Annotated in this window: 16 protein-coding genes and 1 pseudogene; 13 read left to right on the top strand and 4 right to left on the bottom strand. The window is 71.8% G+C overall.

Annotated features, from left to right (window positions below; genetic code table 11):
- Positions 1-390: 390 nt before the first annotated feature.
- The gene (gene rhaI / locus ACYF6T_RS01185) at positions 391-1,551 is read right to left on the bottom strand and encodes an L-rhamnose isomerase (protein WP_461692617.1); all 1,161 of its coding nucleotides are present in this window, start codon (positions 1,549-1,551) and stop codon (positions 391-393) included.
- Positions 1,552-1,844: 293 nt separating this feature from the next.
- On the opposite strand from rhaI, the gene ACYF6T_RS01180 reads away from it, so the two are divergent.
- From ACYF6T_RS01180 to sigJ, 10 genes and pseudogenes are all read left to right on the top strand, one after another.
- Positions 1,845-3,362, top strand: a complete 1,518-nt coding sequence (locus ACYF6T_RS01180; protein ID WP_461692616.1) for a sugar ABC transporter ATP-binding protein — start codon at positions 1,845-1,847, stop codon at positions 3,360-3,362.
- The gene (locus tag ACYF6T_RS01175) at positions 3,359-4,399 is read left to right on the top strand and encodes an ABC transporter permease (RefSeq protein ID WP_461692615.1); all 1,041 of its coding nucleotides are present in this window, start codon (positions 3,359-3,361) and stop codon (positions 4,397-4,399) included. The genes ACYF6T_RS01180 and ACYF6T_RS01175 overlap by 4 nt, the downstream gene beginning before the upstream one ends.
- Positions 4,392-5,384 carry an ABC transporter permease gene (locus ACYF6T_RS01170; protein ID WP_461692614.1) on the top strand — a complete coding sequence of 331 codons (993 nt, stop codon included), beginning with the start codon at positions 4,392-4,394 and terminating at the stop codon, positions 5,382-5,384. Before ACYF6T_RS01175 ends, ACYF6T_RS01170 begins: the two co-directional genes overlap by 8 nt.
- A 31-nt stretch (positions 5,385-5,415) precedes the next feature.
- Complete coding sequence (rhaS, locus tag ACYF6T_RS01165; RefSeq protein WP_461692613.1) at positions 5,416-6,495, top strand: rhamnose ABC transporter substrate-binding protein; 1,080 nt, start codon at positions 5,416-5,418, stop codon at positions 6,493-6,495.
- Positions 6,496-6,513: 18 nt separating this feature from the next.
- A complete protein-coding gene (locus tag ACYF6T_RS01160) occupies positions 6,514-6,834 on the top strand; it encodes an L-rhamnose mutarotase (protein WP_371542834.1) in 321 nt (106 codons plus the stop codon).
- A 32-nt stretch (positions 6,835-6,866) separates the two neighbouring features.
- On the top strand, positions 6,867-8,279 hold the full coding sequence (locus ACYF6T_RS01155) for a BNR repeat-containing protein (RefSeq protein WP_461692610.1): 1,413 nt from the start codon (positions 6,867-6,869) through the stop codon (positions 8,277-8,279).
- A gap of 79 nt (positions 8,280-8,358) precedes the next feature.
- A complete protein-coding gene (locus ACYF6T_RS01150) occupies positions 8,359-9,384 on the top strand; it encodes a LacI family DNA-binding transcriptional regulator (RefSeq protein WP_461692609.1) in 1,026 nt (341 codons plus the stop codon).
- A gap of 101 nt (positions 9,385-9,485) precedes the next feature.
- Positions 9,486-10,787, top strand: a complete 1,302-nt coding sequence (locus ACYF6T_RS01145) for an alpha/beta fold hydrolase (protein ID WP_461692607.1) — start codon at positions 9,486-9,488, stop codon at positions 10,785-10,787.
- 134 nt (positions 10,788-10,921) lie between these two features.
- Positions 10,922-11,506, top strand: a pseudogene (locus ACYF6T_RS01140) (hypothetical protein).
- Positions 11,507-11,579: 73 nt separating this feature from the next.
- Positions 11,580-12,470, top strand: a complete 891-nt coding sequence (sigJ, locus tag ACYF6T_RS01135; RefSeq protein ID WP_461692606.1) for an RNA polymerase sigma factor SigJ — start codon at positions 11,580-11,582, stop codon at positions 12,468-12,470.
- A 3-nt stretch (positions 12,471-12,473) separates the two neighbouring features.
- On the opposite strand, the gene ACYF6T_RS01130 is transcribed toward sigJ, so the two are convergent.
- Positions 12,474-12,674 carry a DUF5999 family protein gene (locus ACYF6T_RS01130; RefSeq protein WP_461692605.1) on the bottom strand — a complete coding sequence of 67 codons (201 nt, stop codon included), beginning with the start codon at positions 12,672-12,674 and terminating at the stop codon, positions 12,474-12,476.
- A 151-nt stretch (positions 12,675-12,825) separates the two neighbouring features.
- Between ACYF6T_RS01130 and ACYF6T_RS01125 the strand changes: the two genes are divergently transcribed.
- Positions 12,826-13,653 carry a pentapeptide repeat-containing protein gene (locus tag ACYF6T_RS01125; protein WP_461692604.1) on the top strand — a complete coding sequence of 276 codons (828 nt, stop codon included), beginning with the start codon at positions 12,826-12,828 and terminating at the stop codon, positions 13,651-13,653.
- Here the strand turns inward: ACYF6T_RS01125 and ACYF6T_RS01120 are convergent.
- Complete coding sequence (locus ACYF6T_RS01120) at positions 13,615-15,126, bottom strand: cytochrome P450 (RefSeq protein WP_461692603.1); 1,512 nt, start codon at positions 15,124-15,126, stop codon at positions 13,615-13,617. The genes ACYF6T_RS01125 and ACYF6T_RS01120 overlap by 39 nt on opposite strands.
- A gap of 106 nt (positions 15,127-15,232) precedes the next feature.
- Between ACYF6T_RS01120 and ACYF6T_RS01115 the strand changes: the two genes are divergently transcribed.
- Entirely contained in the window at positions 15,233-15,841 is a 609-nt protein-coding gene (locus tag ACYF6T_RS01115) for a TetR/AcrR family transcriptional regulator (RefSeq protein WP_461692602.1), read from the top strand.
- An 85-nt stretch (positions 15,842-15,926) separates the two neighbouring features.
- Complete coding sequence (locus ACYF6T_RS01110; RefSeq protein WP_461692601.1) at positions 15,927-16,652, top strand: DUF2470 domain-containing protein; 726 nt, start codon at positions 15,927-15,929, stop codon at positions 16,650-16,652.
- Here the strand turns inward: ACYF6T_RS01110 and ACYF6T_RS01105 are convergent.
- The gene (locus tag ACYF6T_RS01105; protein WP_461692600.1) at positions 16,620-17,810 is read right to left on the bottom strand and encodes a lactonase family protein; all 1,191 of its coding nucleotides are present in this window, start codon (positions 17,808-17,810) and stop codon (positions 16,620-16,622) included. The genes ACYF6T_RS01110 and ACYF6T_RS01105 overlap by 33 nt on opposite strands.
- Between the last annotated feature and the right edge of the window lie 37 nt (positions 17,811-17,847).

Below are 17,847 nucleotides of genomic sequence, written 5' to 3'. Positions count from 1 at the left end.
GGACGCCATCCAGACAGACCGTCCTCGGACCTGTCGGCGACGAATGCGTGAGGGGTCGACCGCGGCGACGACACGGCCGTGCGGCGCCGCCTGCGGACCGTATTCAGGCCGTACGTCCCCTCCGCGCGTCGGAGCGGAGCCGGAGCGGGCACCCGCGCCCCGCGCCGCCGCAGCCCGGCCGTCCGGGCCGGGCTGCGGTGTCCAGGTGCCGACGAGAGCACCGCTCACGGCCCCGAGCGGCCCGAGGCATCCCGCTCACCGCAGCCCACGCCCGCAGGCACCCGCGCCCGCAGGCACCCGCGCCCGCAGGCACCCGCGCCCGCAGGCGCGCAGCGTCACGAGCCGCCGGTCCACCCGGGACCGCCCGAAGAGACCGGCCCGGCGTGGACCCTACGCGCCCCAGCCCGCCTGCTCGCCGCCGACGCGCTCCGCGACGATCTTCTCGGCCCAGCCGGAGCGCCGGTACGCGGCGATCGGGTCGGCGTCGAGGCCCATCTCCTCGCGCACCTCGGCCAGCAGCGGCCGCACGTCCGTGTTGTACGCGTCCATCAGGACGGCGTTGGCCCCGAGCACGTCGCCCTCCCGCTGCGCCGCGGCCAGGGCGTCGCGGTCCACGAGCAGTGCCTTCGCCGTGGCCTCCTGGACGTTCATCACGGACCGGATGATCGCGGGGATCTTCGCCTCGATGTTGTGGCACTGGTCGAGCATGAAGGCGACGTCGGAGGTGAATCCGCCGCCCCGGACGACCTCGTACATGATCCGGAACAGCTGGAAGGGGTCGGCCGCCCCCACCATCAGGTCGTCGTCGGCGTAGAAGCGCGAGTTGAAGTCGAACCCGCCGAGCTTGTTCTCACGCAGCAGCGTGGCGACGATGAACTCGATGTTGGTGCCGGGGGCGTGGTGCCCGGTGTCCACCACGACCTGCGCCTTCTCGCCGAGCTTGAGGCAGTGGGCGTACGCCGTGCCCCAGTCCGGCACGTCGGTCGCGTAGAACGCCGGCTCGAAGAACTTGTACTCCAGCAGCATCCGCTGCCCCTCGCCCAGCCGCTCGTAGACCTCGGCCAGACCCTCCGCGAGCCGGTCCTGCCGGGCGCGGATGTCGTCCTGGCCGGGATAGTTCGTGCCGTCGGCGAACCACAGCTTGAGGTCCTTGGACCCCGTCGCGTCCATGATGTCGACGCACTCCAGCAGGTGGTCGAGCGCCTTGCGCCGCACCGCCGGGTCCGGGTGGCAGATGCTGCCCAGCTTGTAGTCGTCGTCCTGGAAGGTGTTGGAGTTGATCGCGCCCAGCTTCAGCCCGCGCTCCTCGGCGTGCTTGGCGAGGGCGGCGTAGTCGTCGACCTTGTCCCACGGGATGTGCAAGGCGACGGTGGGCGCGACACCGGTGACGGCGTGCACCTGCGCGGCGTCGTCGAGCTTCTCCTGGGGGGTGCGGGGCACGCCTTGCTGCGCGAACACCTTGAACCGCGTCCCCGAGTTCCCGTACGCCCACGACGGCGTCTCGACTGCCTGGGTCTTGAGCGCGGCCTTCACCGCGGCGAGCTCGGTCACTTCAGGGCTCCTGTGCGTCTGGGGGGAACGGCCTGCGCGAGGGCGGTCGTCCGACATCCGTATGAATCGATTCAGGAGCTGAAGCTAAGAGCATGCCGATGGGGTGTCAAGCGTTCGCGCACAGCCTGTTGCCCGTGGCCTGACCGTGACCTTTGGCTCTCGAAGGACTCTCGAAATTTTTTCGAGCCCACCCCATTGACGTGACATGGCCGACGCGCCTAACGTCCCGGCAACCAAGTTGAAACCTTTCACGACGCCGTGAAGCCCTTGTCGGCGTCGTCGAGGAGCCCCTCATGACCCACCCGTCCGACACGGGTCCGGCCCCGCTGCTGGCGCTCGAGGACGTCTCGAAATCCTTCGGCGCGGTCCGCGCCCTGCGGGATGTCTCCCTGGAGCTGTACCCCGGCGAAGTGCACGCCCTCGCCGGGGAGAACGGCGCGGGCAAGTCGACCCTCATCAAGACGCTCGCCGGCGTACACCGGCCGGACGCCGGCCGGGTGCTGCTCGACGGTGAGCCCGTCGTCTTCCACGGCCCCGGCGACGCCCGCGACGCCGGCATCGCCGTGATCTACCAGGAGCCCACGCTCTTCCCCGACCTTTCGATCGCCGAGAACATCTTCATGGGCCGCCAGCCCCGGCGCGCCCTGGGTCGCATCGACCACAAGGCCACGCACACCGCGACCCTGGCCCTGATGGAGCGGCTCGGCGTCGAACTCGACCCCGACCGTCCCGCCCGCGGCCTGTCCATCGCCGACCAGCAGATCGTCGAGATCGCCAAGGCCCTCTCCTTCGAGGCCCGCGTCCTGATCATGGACGAGCCGACCGCGGCCCTGACCGGCAGCGAGGTGGCCCGCCTCTTCGGCGTCGTGCGCACCCTGCGCGAACAGGGCGCCGCCGTGCTGTTCATCTCCCACCGGCTGGAGGAGATCTTCCAGATCTGCCAGCGGGTCACCACCCTGCGCGACGGCGCCTGGATCGCCAGCGAGCTCGTCGACGGCATGACCGAGGACGACCTGGTACGCCGCATGGTCGGCCGCGACCTCGACGAGCTGTATCCCAAGCAGGACGTCAAGCCCGGCGAGGTCGCCCTGAGCGTACGGCGGCTGACCCGGGAGGGCGTCTTCACCGACGTCTCCTTCGAGGTGCGCGCCGGCGAGATCGTCGGCCTCGCGGGCCTCGTCGGCGCCGGCCGCACCGAGGTGGCCCGGGCCGTCTTCGGCGTCGACCGCCGGGACGCCGGCGAGGTGGAGGTCCAGGGGCGCAAGCTCGTCAACGGCGCCCCCTCCTCGGCGATGGCCGCCGGGCTCGCCCTGGTCCCCGAGGACCGGCGCGCCCAGGGCCTGGTGATGGACATGTCCATCGAGCGCAACATCGGCCTCACCGGCCTGCGGACGACCGTGAAGGCCGGACTGATGGACCGCGGTGCCGAACGCAGCCGTTCCCTCGACTGGGCCGTCAAGCTCCAGGTCAAGTACGCCCGGATCGCCGACGCCGTCTCCACCCTGTCCGGCGGCAACCAGCAGAAGGTCGTCCTGGCCAAGTGGCTCGCCACCGGCCCCAAGGTGCTGATCGTCGACGAGCCCACCCGCGGCATCGACGTCGGCACCAAGGCCGAGGTGCACCGGCTGCTGTCGCAGCTCGCCGCCGACGGGGTCGCCGTCCTGATGATCTCCTCCGACCTGCCCGAGATCCTCGGCATGGCCGACCGCGTGCTCGTGATGCACGAGGGCCGGCTGACCGCCGAGATCCCCCGCGCCGAAGCCACCGAGGAAAGCGTGATGGCCGCAGCCACCGGGAGGGCCGCCGCATGACGGTGACCACGCCCAACGAAACCCCCGTCGCCGACGTGCCCAAGTCCAGCGGCACCCGTCTGGTCGACCGCGTCTTCAAGATGCGCGAACTGGCCATCCTGCTCGTCTTCCTGGTGATGATCGCCATCACCCAGGCGGGCAACAGCCAGTTCCTGTCCGAACAGGGCATCAAGGACCTGCTGCTGAACGCCACCATCCTGGTCCTCGTCGCCACCGGCCAGTCCCTGGTGGTCATCACCAGGAACGTCGACCTGTCCGTCGGCTCCACCCTCGGCATCAGCGCCTTCGCCGCCGGCACCTATCTGCACGGCGGCGGCAACTCCGTCGTCGCCGTCGTCCTGGCGGTCCTGCTCGGCGTCGGCTGCGGTCTGCTCAACGGCCTGCTCGTCAGCCTCGGCCAGGTGCCCGCGCTGGTGGTGACCCTCGGCACGCTCTACATCATCCGCGGCGTCGACTCCATCTGGGTCGGCTCCCGCCAGATCACGGCGGCCGACCTGCCCGGCGGCTTCGTCGACTTCGGCTCCGGGGGCGTCTCCGCGGTGCCGTGGCTGGCGATGATCGCACTGGCGGTGCTGGTGGCGACGGCGTACTACCTCAAGCACTTCGGCAGCGGGCGCGAGCTGTACGCGCTCGGCTCCAACCCCGAGGCCGCCCGGCTCGCCGGCATCTCCGTCCGCAAGCGCATCCTGGCCGCGTACACCTTCTGCGGCGCCCTCGCCGGTCTGGCCGGCGCGATGTACCTGGCCCGCTTCGGCAACGTCGACTCCGGGACCGGCAACGGGTACGAACTCACCGTCGTCAGCGCGGTGGTGGTCGGCGGCGTCGTCTTCACCGGCGGCTCCGGCAGCGTGTACGGCGCGGCCCTCGGCGCCCTGCTGCTGACCTCCATCAACAGCGTGCTGCCCGCCCTCGGCGTCAGCTCGGTGTGGGTGCTGGCCATCAACGGCATCCTGCTCATCCTCGCCATCGCGGTCGACCGGATCGTCGCGCTGCGCGTGGCCTCCGCCCTGAAGAAGAGGAACGCCCGCCATGCCTGACTCCCTGACGCGCGCGATCCGCTGGGACACGGTCGTCGGCGCCCTCCTGATCGTCCTGCTGCTGTTCTCCTTCGGCACCGTCGACGGCTTCGGCAACGCGCTGAACCTGTCGTTCCTGATCGGCAACACCCTGCCGATCGCCCTGATCGCCCTGCCCATGACGCTGCTCGTCGTCGCCGGCGAGATCGACCTGTCGGTCGCCTCGACGGCCGGGCTGTCCGGCGCGGTGATGGGCAAGCTGTGGAACGAGGGCATGGCGATCGAGACGATCATCCCGCTCTGCCTGCTGCTCGGCGTGGTGTGCGGGCTGGTCAACGGCCTGCTCGTCACCCGGCTCGGACTGCCCTCGCTCGCCGTCACCATCGGCACCCTCGCCGCCTACCGGGGCATCGCACAGATCGTGCTCGGCTCGGACGCGGTGACCGACTTCCCCACCCAGTACCTCGACTTCGCCGCCGGGCGGCTCGGCGACACCTTCCTCCCGCGGGCCTTCCTGCCCTTCCTGGTGCTGCTCGTGATCGCCGTGGTCGTCCTGCACGCCACCCCGTTCGGGCGGTCGCTGTTCGCGATCGGCGCGAACGAGGAGGCCGCGCGGTTCGCCGGCATCCGGGTCAAGCGGCAGAAGCTCATCCTGTTCACGGTGACCGGCCTGATGGCCTCCCTCACCGGCATCTTCTGGGCGCTGCACTACGCCAGCGCGCGGTACGACAACGCCACGGGCCTCGAACTGTCCGTCGTCGCCGCCGTGCTGCTCGGCGGCATCGACTTCGACGGCGGCAAGGGCACGCTGGGCGGCGCGATCGCCGGGGTGTTCCTGCTCGGTGCGCTGCAGAACGTGATGAGCCTGTCCAACGTCTCGGCGCAGTCGCAGATCGTCGTCACCGGCGTCCTGCTCGTCGTCTCCGTGCTCGGCCCCCGGGTCGCACGCCAGATCTCCGTCGCGAGGGCGGGCCGCAGAGCCGCCGCCTCGACCACGACGTCGTAAATCCGCTCACCCTCGTATCTAAGGACCCGTCATGCGCAAGTCTTCCCTCCGCCGTACCTGCGCGGCCCTCGCCGCCGGCACCTCCCTCGCCCTGGCCCTCACTGCCTGCGGCGGCACCACCAAGAACAACTCCGGCAGCGACGACACGGCGGCCAAGTCGACCGCGAAGGCGGACCCGAACGCCGCGCTGAAGAAGGGGCTGACCGTCGGCTTCCTGCCCAAGCAGGTCAACAACCCCTACTTCACCTCCGCCGACAAGGGCGGCGAGAAGGCGCTGACCGAACTGGGCAGCAAGTACAAGGAGGTCGGCCCCTCCAGCGCCACCGACACCTCCGGCCAGGTCTCCTACGTCAACACGCTCACCCAGCAGCAGGTGAACGCGATGGCCGTCTCCGCGCAGGACCCGGGCGCCCTGTGCACCGCCCTGAAGCAGGCCATGAGCAACGGCATCAAGGTCGTCACCTACGACTCCGACACCAAGGCCGACTGCCGCAACGCCTTCGTCTCGCAGGCCTCCGCCGAGGACCTCGGCCGCACCGAGGTGCAGCTGCTCGCCCAGCAGATCGGCTACAAGGGCGAGATCGCGATCCTGTCCGCCGCCCAGACCGCCACGAACCAGAACACCTGGATCGGGTACATGAAGGACGAGCTGAAGGACCCGAAGTACAAGAACATCAAGCTGGTCAAGATCGCCTACGGCAACGACGACGCCCAGCAGTCCTTCCAGCAGACCCAGGGCCTGCTCCAGCAGTACCCGAACCTGAAGGGGATCATCTCCCCGACTACCGTCGGCATCAAGGCCGCCGCCCAGTACCTGTCGGGCTCCAAGTACAAGGGCAAGGTCAAGCTGACCGGCCTCGGCACCCCGAACGACATGCGCAAGTACGTCAAGAACGGCACCGTCGACGCCTTCGAGCTGTGGGACCCGGCGAAGCTCGGCGACCTCGCCGCCCGTACCGCCGTCGCGCTGGCCTCCGGTCAGATCACCGGCAAGGAGGGCGAGACCTTCAAGGCCGGCTCCACCGAGTACACCATCGGCAAGGATGGCGTGATCAACCTCGGCAAGCCGACCGTGTTCGACGCCAAGAACATCGACCAGTTCAACTTCTAGTTCCTGAAAGGGCTGTTGATGCAGCGCGTGTGCTTCCTGCTGAAGGTCCGGGCGGACCGCCTCGACGAGTACCGCGAGCGCCACGCGGCCGTGTGGCCGGAGATGCTCGACGCTCTCTCCGCCACCGGCTGGCACAACTACTCGCTCTTCCTGCGCGAGGACGGCCTGCTCGTCGGCTACCTGGAGACCGAGGACTTCGCCGCCGCCCAGGCCGGCATGGAAGCCACCGACGTCAACGCCCGCTGGCAGGCGGAGATGGCGCCGTTCTTCGAGTCGCTGGACGGCGCCCGCCCCGACGAGGCCATGAAACCGCTCACCGAAGTGTTCCACCTCGCCTGACCCCGCGCCGCCTCCCCTTCCCGGAGCCGCTCATGAAAAGACGTACCGTCCTGGCGTCCGCCCTGCTGACCGCCGTGGCAACACCGGGCGTGGCACGGGCCGCCGACCCCGGCCCGTCCGTCGGCAAGAAGGGCACCACCCTGCTCGACGCGAGCGCCGTCTTCTTCGTCTCCTACGACGGCCTGGTCAACAACAACTCGTTCCAGAAGAACGGCCTGTTGACCTACAAGGGCCACCAGTACGCCGCCTGGTACACCTCGACCGGCAACGCGGTGGTGGCCCGCCGCGCGCTCGGCGCGAGCAACTGGTCCACCGTCACGCTCTCGCACGTGCTGAAGACCAGCGACTCGCACAACGTCATCTCCATGGGCGTCTCCAAGGCCGACGGCCGTCTGCACCTGAACATGGACTCCCACAGCGACGGTTACTTCTACGTCAAGTCCGTCGCCGGCCTGCTGGACAACCCCTCGACGACCGGCTGGACGTCGTCGGTCTTCGGCTCCGTCCAGACGTCCCTGGACGGCCTCGCCCTCACCTCGCAGTTCACCTACCCGCAGTTCGTCTCCACCCCCGAAGGCAGGCTCCAGCTCAGCTACCGGGTCGGCATCTCCGGCAACGGCCGCAACGCGCTTGCCGAGTACGACGGTTCGAGCTGGACGGCGCTGGGGGAGTGGTCCGGCTCGACGGGCACGTACACCAGCTCGCACGGCTCCTCCACCGCCCGCAACATGTACCTGCACGGCATCGACTACGACGTCAACGGCAGGCTGCACGCGTTCTTCACCTGGCGGGAGCAGAACGCGGCCGTGATGTGCAGCAGCGGCGGCATCACCAACCACGACACCGGCTACGTCTACTCGACCGACCGCGGCCGCACCTGGCGCAACGACGCCGGCACCCCGGTCGCCACCACCGGCACCGCGGACACCGTCGCCGTCACCGACGCCGGCCTGGTCGTCGACTCCCTCAACCCCGACCACTCCCTGATGAACCAGGAGAGCCAGTGGACGGACTCCGCCGGCCTCCCGCACGCGATCATCAGCTACGTCCCCGGCCGCTTCGGCCAGTGCACCACGGACTACGTCGCCGACCGCACCGCGAGCGGCCGCGCCTTCCACGTCCGCAAGAACTCCTCCGGCACCTGGCAGAAGACCGAGATCCCGGTCGCCCTCAACTCCAGCCAGCGCACCAAGCTGGTCCTGGACAAGTACGACAACGCCTACGCGATCTTCCCCTACGGCCGCATCGCCGGCGCGTCGAAGTCCTCCGGGTACACCGACTGGACGCTGCTGTACGACGGCGGGGACCTCAACGCCTTCGGCGAGGTGGTCATCGACGAGATGCGGATCGCGTACGACAACGTGCTGTCGTTCATGTACCAGGAGAAGTCCAGCGGTACGACCCCCTCGGCGCTCCATGTCGTCGACTTCTCCCTGCCCGCCTGAGCGGGCCCGTTGTGCGCGGTGATGACGGTAATGTGAAGGCCCTCCCGTCCTCCCGCATCCTCTAGGAGGTCCCTGCCCGATGGCCCAGTCGGTGGGTATCAAGGACGTCGCCCGTGCCGCCGGAGTCTCCGTCGGCACGGTGTCGAACGTCATCAACCGTCCGGACACGGTCGCGACCGAGACCCGGGCGCGCGTCCTGTCCGCGATCGACCGGCTCGGCTACGTCCGCAGCGAGTCCGCGCGCCAGCTGCGCGCGGGCCGCAGCCGGATCATGGGGCTGCTCGTCCTCGACATGGGCAACCCCTTCTTCGTGGACGTCACGCGCGGCGCCGAGCGCGCCGCGCGCGAGGCCGGGCTCGGCGTCATGGTCTGCAACAGCGCCCAGAGCTCGGGCGAGGAGGCGGAGTACCTCTCGCTCTTCGCCGAACAGCGGGTGCGGGGCGTGCTGCTGACGCCCACCGACGCCTCGGGGCGCAACATAGAGTCGTTCCGGCGGCACAACATCCCCTTCGTCCTCGTCGACCGGGTGGCGGAGGGCACCACCGAGTGCTCGGTCTCCGTCGACGACGTGGCGGGCGGCGCCCTCGCCGTGCGCCACCTGGTCGACGCCGGGCACCGCTCCATCGCCTACGTCAGCGGCCCGCCCGGCCTCAACCAGGTCCGCGACCGCCGCACCGGCGCCCTGAACGCGCTGGCCGAGGCCGGCCTCGGCCCCGAGTGCCTGCGCGAGCTGCCCACCGAGCGCCTCGACGTGGCCGCCGGCCGCGACGCCGGCGCCCGGCTGCTGGGCCTGGCCGACCGCCCCACCGCCGTCTTCTGCGCCAACGACCTGCTCGCCCTCGGCGTCCTGCAGGCCATGTACGCGGCCGGCATAACGGTCCCCGACGACCTCGCCATCGTCGGCTACGACGACATCGAGTTCGCCGCCGCCGCGGCGGTGCCGCTGACCTCCGTACGCCAGCCCGCCGTCACCATGGGCGCCATGGCCGCCGAGCTGCTGCTGGAGGAGACGGAGGCGGAGTCCAGGTCGCAGCGCCACGAGCACCGGCGGGTGGTGCTCCAGCCGGAGCTGGTGGTGCGCCGGTCCAGTCTCTCGGCGCGCTGATCGACCGTTCAGTCGGATTTCATGATCCCGGGCTCGGCCGGCGGGCGGCCATGTGGTGAAGTGGGACGCGGTCCGTCCATCCGTCCGTCCCTGGAGCCCCGTTGACCGCCATCTACCGCCAGCCCGGTGTCGTCCTGACCGACCGCCGCTTCACCGTGCCCCTCGACCACGACGACCCCGCGGGCGAGACGATCGAGCTCTACGCCCGTGAAGTCGTCGCGAGCGACAAGGCGCACCAGAAGCTGCCGTGGCTGGTCTACCTCCAGGGCGGCCCGGGCTTCGGGGCGAACCGTTTCATCGGCAAGCCCTCCTGGCTGGGGCGCGCCCTGAAGGAGTACCGGGTGCTGCTGCTGGACCAGCGCGGCACCGGCCACTCCACCCCGGCCAACCGCCAGACGCTCCCGCTGCGCGGCGGCCCCGCCGAACAGGCCGACTACCTCACGCACTTCCGCGCCGACTCCATCGTCCGCGACTGCGAGCTGATCCGCGCCCAGGTCACCGACGGCGCCCCCTGGACCGTCCTCGGCCAGAGCTTCGGCGGCTTCTGCACCGTCAGCTACCTCTCCCACGCCCCCGAGGGCCTGTCCGCCGCCGTCGTCACGGGCGGCCTGCCCTCCCTGGACGCCCACGCCGAGGACGTCTACCGGGCCGCCTACCCGCGCATCGAGCGCAAGGTCGCCGCCCACTACGCCCGCTACCCGCAGGACGTCGAACGCGCCCGCCGGATCGCCGACCACCTCCTGAACCACGAGGTGACCCTCCCCAACGGCTACCGGCTGACCGCCGAGGCCTTCCAGTCCCTCGGCATCCTCCTCGGCGGCAGCGAGGGCAGCCACCGCCTGCACTTCCTCCTGGAGCACGCCTTCGTCCGCACCCCGCAGGGCCCCGCCCTCTCCGACGCCTTCCAGGAGGAGGTCCAGGGCCTGCTGTCGTACGCCGGCCACCCCCTCTACGCGCTGGTCCACGAGGCGGCCTACGCCCAGGACGACCGGCCCACCGCCTGGTCGGCCGAGCGGGTGCGCGCGGAGTTCCCGCAGTTCGACGCGGCCAAGGCGCTCGCGGGCGACGGGCCCCTGCTCTTCACCGGAGAGTCGGTCCACCCCTGGATGTTCGACTGCGACCCGGCCCTGCGCCCGCTGCGCGAGACGGCCGACCTCCTCGCCCGCCGCACCGACTGGCGCCCCCTGTACGACCCGGCCCGGCTGGCCGCCAACACCGTCCCGGTCGCCGCGGCCGTCTACCACGACGACATGTACGTCGACACCGGCCACTCCCTCCAGACGGCCCGCGCCATCCGCGGCCTGCGCACCTGGGTCACCGACGAGTTCGAGCACGACGGGGTGCGGGCGGGCGGTCCGCGGGTGCTGGACCGGCTGCTGGCGCTGACCCGCGACGACGTGTGAGCGCGCGTTCCGCCGCGGATCGACGACATGCCCGACCGGATATTCCGGCATAAGGTTCATTTCGTCCATCCCCGGCGAGAGGACAGCAGGTGGTGAGGACGACGCCGGCACACCCGGGCAGACGGACCGGAGCGATGGCCCTGGCCGTCGCGGCGGCCATGGCGAGCACGCTCACCGTGGCGTCGTGCGGCTCCGACGGCGACAGCTCCGGCTCCGCGACCGCTTCCCGTGCCACGGCTCCCGACACGGCCTCCTTCTCGGGCACCCCGCCCTCCGCCCTGAGGTCGGCGGCCGCCTCCGCCGTCGCGTCCGCCCGGGCGTCGGCCGCCTCCGCGGCCGCCTCCGCCTCGGCCGCCGCGTCCGCTTTCGAGGCCTCGGTGTCAGCGGAGCTCGAGCGGGCGAACAAGGCCGCCGAGACGTAGCTCAAGAACGTCCGGGGACAGGGCAACGCCATGTCCGAGGTCTCCATGACGGGCAAACCGCGCGCCCAGACGGGCGGACTGCTCGCCGTGGTCGTCACCATCACCAACAAGACCGACAAGAAGGCCTCGTACGCCGTCCAGGTCGACTTCCTCGACTCCTCCAAGAAGGTCGTGGAGACACGGTTCGTCGGCGCGGAGGACCTAGAGCCCGGTGAGAAGGCCCAGCCGCTGGCCGTCAGCCGCAAACCCCCCGAGCCGGTCCTGACCCCGAAGCTGGCCAAGGCGCAACGTTATTGAGGCGCGGCCGCCCGGGAGGGTGTGATGGGATCGTCCCACTGTCCTGGATGACGGCGACCGCGACGGGGGCGGAATGGACGCGACGGATCTGCTGGCGGACCGGTTCGAGGAGCACCGCGGCCACCTGCGGGCGGTGGCCTACCGCATGCTCGGCTCGCTGAGCGAGGCGGAGGACGCCGTGCAGGAGACCTGGCTGCGGCTGAGCCGCTCGCAGCCGGAGGAGATCCGGAACCTGGGCGGCTGGCTGACCACCGTGGTGGGCCGTATCTGCCTGGACCTGCTGCGGGCGCGGGCCGCGCGCCGCGAGGACCCGATCGACGAGACGTTCGTGCCGGACCCGGTGATCCGGCCCCTGGCGCAGATCGACCCGGAGCAGGAGGTGCTCCAGGCGGACTCGGTGGGGCTGGCGCTGCTGGTGGTGCTGGAGACGCTGGAGCCCGCCGAGCGGCTGGCGTTCGTGCTGCATGACATGTTCGCCGTGCCCTTCGACGACATCGCCCCGATCGTGGAGCGCAGTTCGGCGGCGACCCGGCAGCTGGCCAGCCGCGCCCGGCGCCGGGTGCAGGGCGCCACCCCGTCGGCGGAGCCGGACCTCGGCCGGCAGCGGCAGGTCGTGGAGGCGTTCATGGCCGCGGCCCGGGCCGGGGACTTCGAGGCGCTGGTCGCGGTCCTCGACCCCGACGTGGTGCTGCGTGCCGACTCCGGTCCGCTGGCCACCGGCCCGGCCCGGTCCAAGGTGCTGCGCGGCGCGAAGGGGGTGGCCGAGTCGGCGCTCATGTTCCGCCAGGCCGCCGCGACCCAGCGGCTGGTGCTGGTCAACGGCGAGGTCGGCATCCTCAACGCTCCCGAGGGGCGCCCGCTGGCGGTGCTGGGCTTCACCGTCGCCGACGGCCGGATCGTCGCCCTGAACGTCCTGGCCGACCCCGAGCGCCTCGCCCGCCTCGACCTCACCGCGCTGGAGTGAGCGTCAGGCCGCCACGGCGAGGACGCCGAGGGTGCGGTGCGGGCCGACGACCCGTCCGTCGGGCAGGAGTTCACCGGTGTCGTCGAAGACGATGGTGCCGTTGCACAGCAGGCTCCAGCCCTGTTCGGGGTGGGCCGACACGATCACGGCGGTGTGGTGCTCGGGACTGTCGGCGGTGGGGCACGGGGGCTGGTGGCTGCACATGGTCTTCTCTCCCTGGTCCGTCTGGCTCCCGCCTGAAATGGGCTCGTATCCGTGGTAGCCGAGGTTGTTTTCCGTTGTATGAGGAGACCCCCACAGCGCCGGAAACTCATCGGTGAGTTCGGGCGCCGGACGCCGATATAGGGTGGGCGTCATGGGGGAGGCGACGACCGGCCAGGCCGGACTGCGCGGTGACTGCGGCAACTGCTTCGGACTGTGCTGCGTCGCGCTGCCCTTCGCCGCCTCGGCCGACTTCGCGCTGGACAAGCCCGCGGGCACGCCCTGCCCGAACCTCGGCGAGGACCACCGCTGCGGCATCCACGCCCGGCTGCGGCAGCGGGGCTTCACCGGCTGCACCGTCTACGACTGCTTCGGCGCCGGACAGAAGGTCTCGCAGCACACCTTCGGCGGCCGGGACTGGCGTACGGGCCCCCGCGCGCATGCCCGGCTGATGTTCGACGTCTTCCCGGTGGTACGGCAGCTGCACGAGCTGCTGTGGTACCTCACCGAGGCCCTCGCCCTGCCGGCGCAACCCGTGCACGCCGATCTGCGCCGCGCCCTGGACGAGACCGAGGCGCTCACCCGTCGCAGCGCCGAGGAGCTGGCCGGGCTGGACGTGGCGGCGCACCGGCAGGAGGTCAACGTCCTGCTGCTCAGGACCAGCGAGCTGGTGCGCGCCCGCGTCCCCGGCCGCAGGAAGGACCGCCGCGGAGCCGATCTGATCGGCGCCCGCCTCAAAGGCGCCGACCTGCGCGGAGCCAGCCTGCGCGGTGCCTACCTGATCGCCGCCGACCTCACCGGCGCCGACCTGCGCGGGGCGGACCTGATCGGCGCCGACCTGCGTGACGCCGACCTCACGGACGCCGATCTGACCGGCGCCTTCTTCCTCACCCAGCCCCAGCTCGACGCGGCCCGGGGCAGCGTGGGCACCCGGCTGCCGGAGTCAGTCGGCCGCCCCGTGCACTGGACAGCGCGGCTCTGACGGCGCCTGCTCGGGCGCGGAGGCCGGCGTCGCCGGGGCGGTGACCGTCCGCCGCCTCAGGTGCAGCCGCAGGCCCTCGGGCATCAGCGTCAGCCGCTCCGTCACCCGCAGCCGGTAGTCCGGGTCGGGCAGGAACTCGTAGCGGCGCAGCAGCAGTCCCAGCACCAGCGTGGCCTCGTGCAGCGCGAACTGCCGCCCGATGCACGCCCGCGCCCCCGTCCCGAACGGCTTGAAGGTGTGCGGGGCCCGTGACCGTACGGTCCTGGGGTCGAAGCGGTCCGGGTCGAACCGTTCCGCGTCCGCGCCCCACACCTGCGGATCCCGGTGCAGCATCGCCGTGAGCACCAGCGCCCAGGCGCCCCGGCGCATCGGGTGGACGCCGCCCAGCACCGTGTCCTCGGTCGCCTCCCGGGCGAAGGCCGGCGCCGTCGGCCACAGCCGCAGCGCCTCGTCCAGCACCCGGCGCACGTAGCGCAGTTTGGCCACCTGCTCGTAGCCCGGCACCGCCCGGTCGCCCCAGACGGCGTCCACCTCGGCCCGGGCCCGGGCGGCGATCTCGGGGTGGCGGGAGAGGTAGTGCAGGGCGAAGGAGAGCGCGCCGGAGGTCGTCTCGTGCCCGGCGACCAGGAAGGTGATGACCTGGCGCCGGACGTTCTGCGGGGACAGCCGCTCCCCGGTCTCAGGGTGGGCCGTCTCCAGCATGCGGTCCAGCAGGTCGCCCTCCCCGCTCGCCGTGCCCCGGGCCCGGATCAGCTCGTCGACCGTGTGGTCGAGGTAGGCGATGTCCGCCGTGTTGCGGCGGGCGGCGCGGCGCAGCAGGCGGGGGGAGGGGACGGTGTTGAGGCGCTGGGCGTAGGTGAGGGTGCCGATCATCGCGGTGACGAAGGGGTGCGGACGGGAGCGCTCGAAGGAGCCGAAGTCGTGCCCGAACCCGGTGCGGGCGATCGTCTCCAGGGTCAGCTTGGTCATGTCGCCGGGCACGTCCACCGCGCGGCCCGCCGTCAGTTCCCGGTCCCAGTGGTCGGTGAGCCGTTCCGCCACGGCCAGCATCATCGGGTGGTAGCCGGCCATCGCCTCCCGGCTGAACCCGGGCGCCAGCACGTCGTGCGCCAGCTGCCAGTTCGGCTCGTGGTTGTACGCCGTGAACAGGCCGTCCCCGACGACCGGCCGGAGATTGGCGATACCGAGCCCCACGTGCTTGGCGAACCGGGACTCGTCCGCCAGGTCGGCGGCGAGCTCGGCGCCCCACACGAACACGAACTCCCTGCCGAACGCCTTGCGCCGGAAGATCGGCCCCAGCTCGCGGGCGTAGCGCAGCGAGTCCTGCAGCGGGGTGCGCCGGCTGGCGCCGAGCACGTCGCCGAGCAGCGGGAGCCGGTGCGGCGGGTGCGGTATGCGGTGCAGCTCGGGCCAGCCCTGCTCGGCGCTGCGGAATCCCTTCGGCAGGGGGACTTGGGTCGTCGTCTCCGCCATGACGCGATCTCCCTCGGCACACGGCACGGTCCGCGTGTTGGACGTGGATTCAATAGCGCGCTCAGTCTGGTCCCGTTGTTGAACCGGCGTCAAGTAAAGTGCGGACATGGCCGCGAACCAGGGCGAGCGCACGCGCCGCCGGCTCAGCACCGAGGAGCGCCGCGAACAACTGCTCACGGTCGGGGCGCGGTTGTTCTCCGAGAGCCCCTACGACGACGTGTGGATCGAACAGGTCGCGGAGATCGCCGGGGTCTCCCGCGGACTGCTCTACCACTACTTCCCGGCCAAGCGGGACTTCTTCGCCGCGGTCGTCGAGCGGGAGAGCGAGCGGATGCTGCGGATGACCGCGCCCGTGCCGGGCGTCCCGGCGCGCGAGCAACTCGCCGCCGGACTGGACACGTTCCTGGAGTACGTGCACACCCACGCGCACGGCTTCCGTGCCTTCCACCGCGCGGACGCGGCCGGGGACCAGGCCGTGCGCCGGGTCTACCGGCGGGCGCTGGCCGCGCAGGAGCGGCAGATCGTGGCGGCGCTGGAGGCCGACCCCGAACTCGGCGCGGTCGCGCGGGGGCGGCCCGAGATCCGGCTCGCCGTCCGGGGCTGGCTGGCCTTCACCACGGCCGTCTGCCTGGAGTGGCTGCGCCGCTCCGACCTCTCCCGGGAGCAGGTGCGCGACCTGTGTGCCCGGGCGCTGCTGGGCGTCGTCGCGCCCTGAACTCGGCGTGTCGAGCGCGGCCGGTGGTTGGCGTGCACCCCGATCTCCGATAGGTTAGGCAAGGCTTACCTAAGGAGGTTTTGGGATGGGTGACAGCCACGCCTGGACGGCCGCGCCTGCCGCTGCGGAGCGGGCCCGGTCGGTCCTCGCCGCCGCGTGGTCCTGCGCGGTGACCGCGGAGGGCGGCCGCGAGGAGTTCGTCGGCGCCCACACCGTGGACGAGGACGGGCGGGTGCTCCTGCGCGTCCCCGACGACAGCTCCCTGCGCACGGCCGCGATCTGCGCGCCACGCGGAGAGCCGTCGGCGGTGCTGGAGTTCGCCGACGTCGCACCCGTCCCGGTGCGCCAGCGCATCCGCGCCCGGGTCTGGCTCGCCGGCTTCCTCACCCCCGAGGACGACCACCTGGCCTTCCACGCCACCCGTGTCGTGCTGCGGCAGCCGTCCGGCGCGGTGGTCGTCGACCTCGACGAGTTCGCCGCCGCCCGGCCCGACCCCCTCGCCCTGGCCGAGGCGCGGCTGCTCACCCACCTCGCCGACTGCCACGGCGACGCCGTCGAACGGCTCACCCGGCTCGTCGACCACGCCAGCTTGCACGGCGCGGTCCGCGTCCAGCCCCTCGCGGTGGACCGGCACGGACTGACACTGCGCATCGAGCGCAACCGCGCCCACGGCGACGTACGCCTGGCCTTCCACACCCCCGCCGACGACGTCGGCCAGCTCACCGAGCGCCTCCACGTCCTGCTCACGCAGGCCGGCGCCGCCTCCTGCCCACGCGCCCTACAGCGGCAGCGCACAGACGGCGACGGGTGAGGCGAACGGCTCGCCGGCCAGGCGCAGTGCGCCGCTCGCCCGGTCCACGTGGAAGACGCTGACCGTGCCGGACTTCTGGTTCGCCGCGAACAGCAGCCTCCCGTCCGGCGACAGGGCGATCTGGCGCGGGAAGTCCCCGTGCACCGGCACCGTGCCGAGCAGACGCAGGCGCGCGCCGTCCGCCTCCACCGCGTAACGGGCCAGCGTGTTGTCGCCCCGGTTGGCGAGGAAGGCGTACGCGCCGTCGGGCGTCACCACGAACTGCGCCGGGTAGTTGGTGCCCGGGCCCGAGCCCGTGGACTGCGGCTCCCCGATGGTCAGGCGGCCGGTGGACGGGTCGTACGGGCACACCGCGGCCGTGTCGTCGACCTCGTTGGCGAGGTAGGCGTAGCGGCCGCCGGGGTGAAAGGTCAGATGGCGCGGTCCCGCCCCCGGCCGGGTCCGCGCCCGGGCGACCTCGGTGAGCCGGCCGGTGCGCTGGTCGAGGCGGTAGCTGTAGACGGTGTCCGTGCCGAGGTCGACGGCGAGCACATGGCCGCCGTCCGGACTGGCCTCGAACTGGTGGGCGTGCGGCCCCTGTTGGCCCGGACCCGGCGCCGGACTGGAGTGCGTCACCCGGTCGGTGCGCTCGCCGAGCGCGCCCGAGGCGCCGATGGGATGCACGGCGACGCTGCCCGAGCCGTAGTCGGCGCTCAGCAGCCAGCGCCCACTGGGATGCACGGACAGATGACAGGGTGCCGCCCCGCCGGTGCTCCGGCTGCCGAGGACGGTCCGGTCCTTCAGGCGTACGGCGGTCACCGCGCCCTCCGTGCGCTCCTCGACCGCGTACAGGGTGCCGCCGTCGGGATGGACGGCGAGATACGACGGGTCGGGGACGCCGGTGAGGGTCCCGGTGCCGGTGACGGCGCCGGTCGTGGGGTCGTACGCGGCGAGGCCGATGCCCTTGCCGCCGCCCTCGACGGACGTGTAGGTGCCGAGGTAGAGGGGGCGGGGCCCGGCGGAGGGGCTCGGCGTGGTCCGGGGCGCCGGCCGGGCTGCCGGCGCCTCCTCGGCGGTCTGCGTCGTCCTGGGCGCCGCCGGGGACGGCAGGGTCGTCACCGCCGCCGTACCGGCGAGAGCGCCGACGAAGCGACGCCTGCTCCAGCTGCCACTGCCCATGTCCGCACGCACCTCGAGTGATCGGCCGCCCCGGTCG

It is taken from the genome of Streptomyces sp. 7R007, from assembly GCF_054850255.1.
This window is presented reverse-complemented; position numbering and strand designations above follow the sequence as displayed.

What these genes read in the sequence shown, in the direction of transcription:
- ACYF6T_RS01180 (WP_461692616.1), top strand. Translation starts at nt 1,845, where the DNA reads ATGACCCACCCGTCCGACACGGGTCCGGCCCCGCTGCTGGCGCTCGAG.
- ACYF6T_RS01175 (WP_461692615.1), top strand. Translation starts at nt 3,359, where the DNA reads ATGACGGTGACCACGCCCAACGAAACCCCCGTCGCCGACGTGCCCAAG.
- ACYF6T_RS01170 (WP_461692614.1), top strand. Translation starts at nt 4,392, where the DNA reads ATGCCTGACTCCCTGACGCGCGCGATCCGCTGGGACACGGTCGTCGGC.
- rhaS (WP_461692613.1), top strand. Translation starts at nt 5,416, where the DNA reads ATGCGCAAGTCTTCCCTCCGCCGTACCTGCGCGGCCCTCGCCGCCGGC.
- ACYF6T_RS01160 (WP_371542834.1), top strand. Translation starts at nt 6,514, where the DNA reads ATGCAGCGCGTGTGCTTCCTGCTGAAGGTCCGGGCGGACCGCCTCGAC.
- ACYF6T_RS01155 (WP_461692610.1), top strand. Translation starts at nt 6,867, where the DNA reads ATGAAAAGACGTACCGTCCTGGCGTCCGCCCTGCTGACCGCCGTGGCA.
- ACYF6T_RS01150 (WP_461692609.1), top strand. Translation starts at nt 8,359, where the DNA reads ATGGCCCAGTCGGTGGGTATCAAGGACGTCGCCCGTGCCGCCGGAGTC.
- sigJ (WP_461692606.1), top strand. Translation starts at nt 11,580, where the DNA reads ATGGACGCGACGGATCTGCTGGCGGACCGGTTCGAGGAGCACCGCGGC.
- ACYF6T_RS01130 (WP_461692605.1), bottom strand. Translation starts at nt 12,674, where the DNA reads ATGTGCAGCCACCAGCCCCCGTGCCCCACCGCCGACAGTCCCGAGCAC.
- ACYF6T_RS01125 (WP_461692604.1), top strand. Translation starts at nt 12,826, where the DNA reads ATGGGGGAGGCGACGACCGGCCAGGCCGGACTGCGCGGTGACTGCGGC.
- ACYF6T_RS01120 (WP_461692603.1), bottom strand. Translation starts at nt 15,126, where the DNA reads ATGGCGGAGACGACGACCCAAGTCCCCCTGCCGAAGGGATTCCGCAGC.
- ACYF6T_RS01115 (WP_461692602.1), top strand. Translation starts at nt 15,233, where the DNA reads ATGGCCGCGAACCAGGGCGAGCGCACGCGCCGCCGGCTCAGCACCGAG.
- ACYF6T_RS01110 (WP_461692601.1), top strand. Translation starts at nt 15,927, where the DNA reads ATGGGTGACAGCCACGCCTGGACGGCCGCGCCTGCCGCTGCGGAGCGG.
- ACYF6T_RS01105 (WP_461692600.1), bottom strand. Translation starts at nt 17,810, where the DNA reads ATGGGCAGTGGCAGCTGGAGCAGGCGTCGCTTCGTCGGCGCTCTCGCC.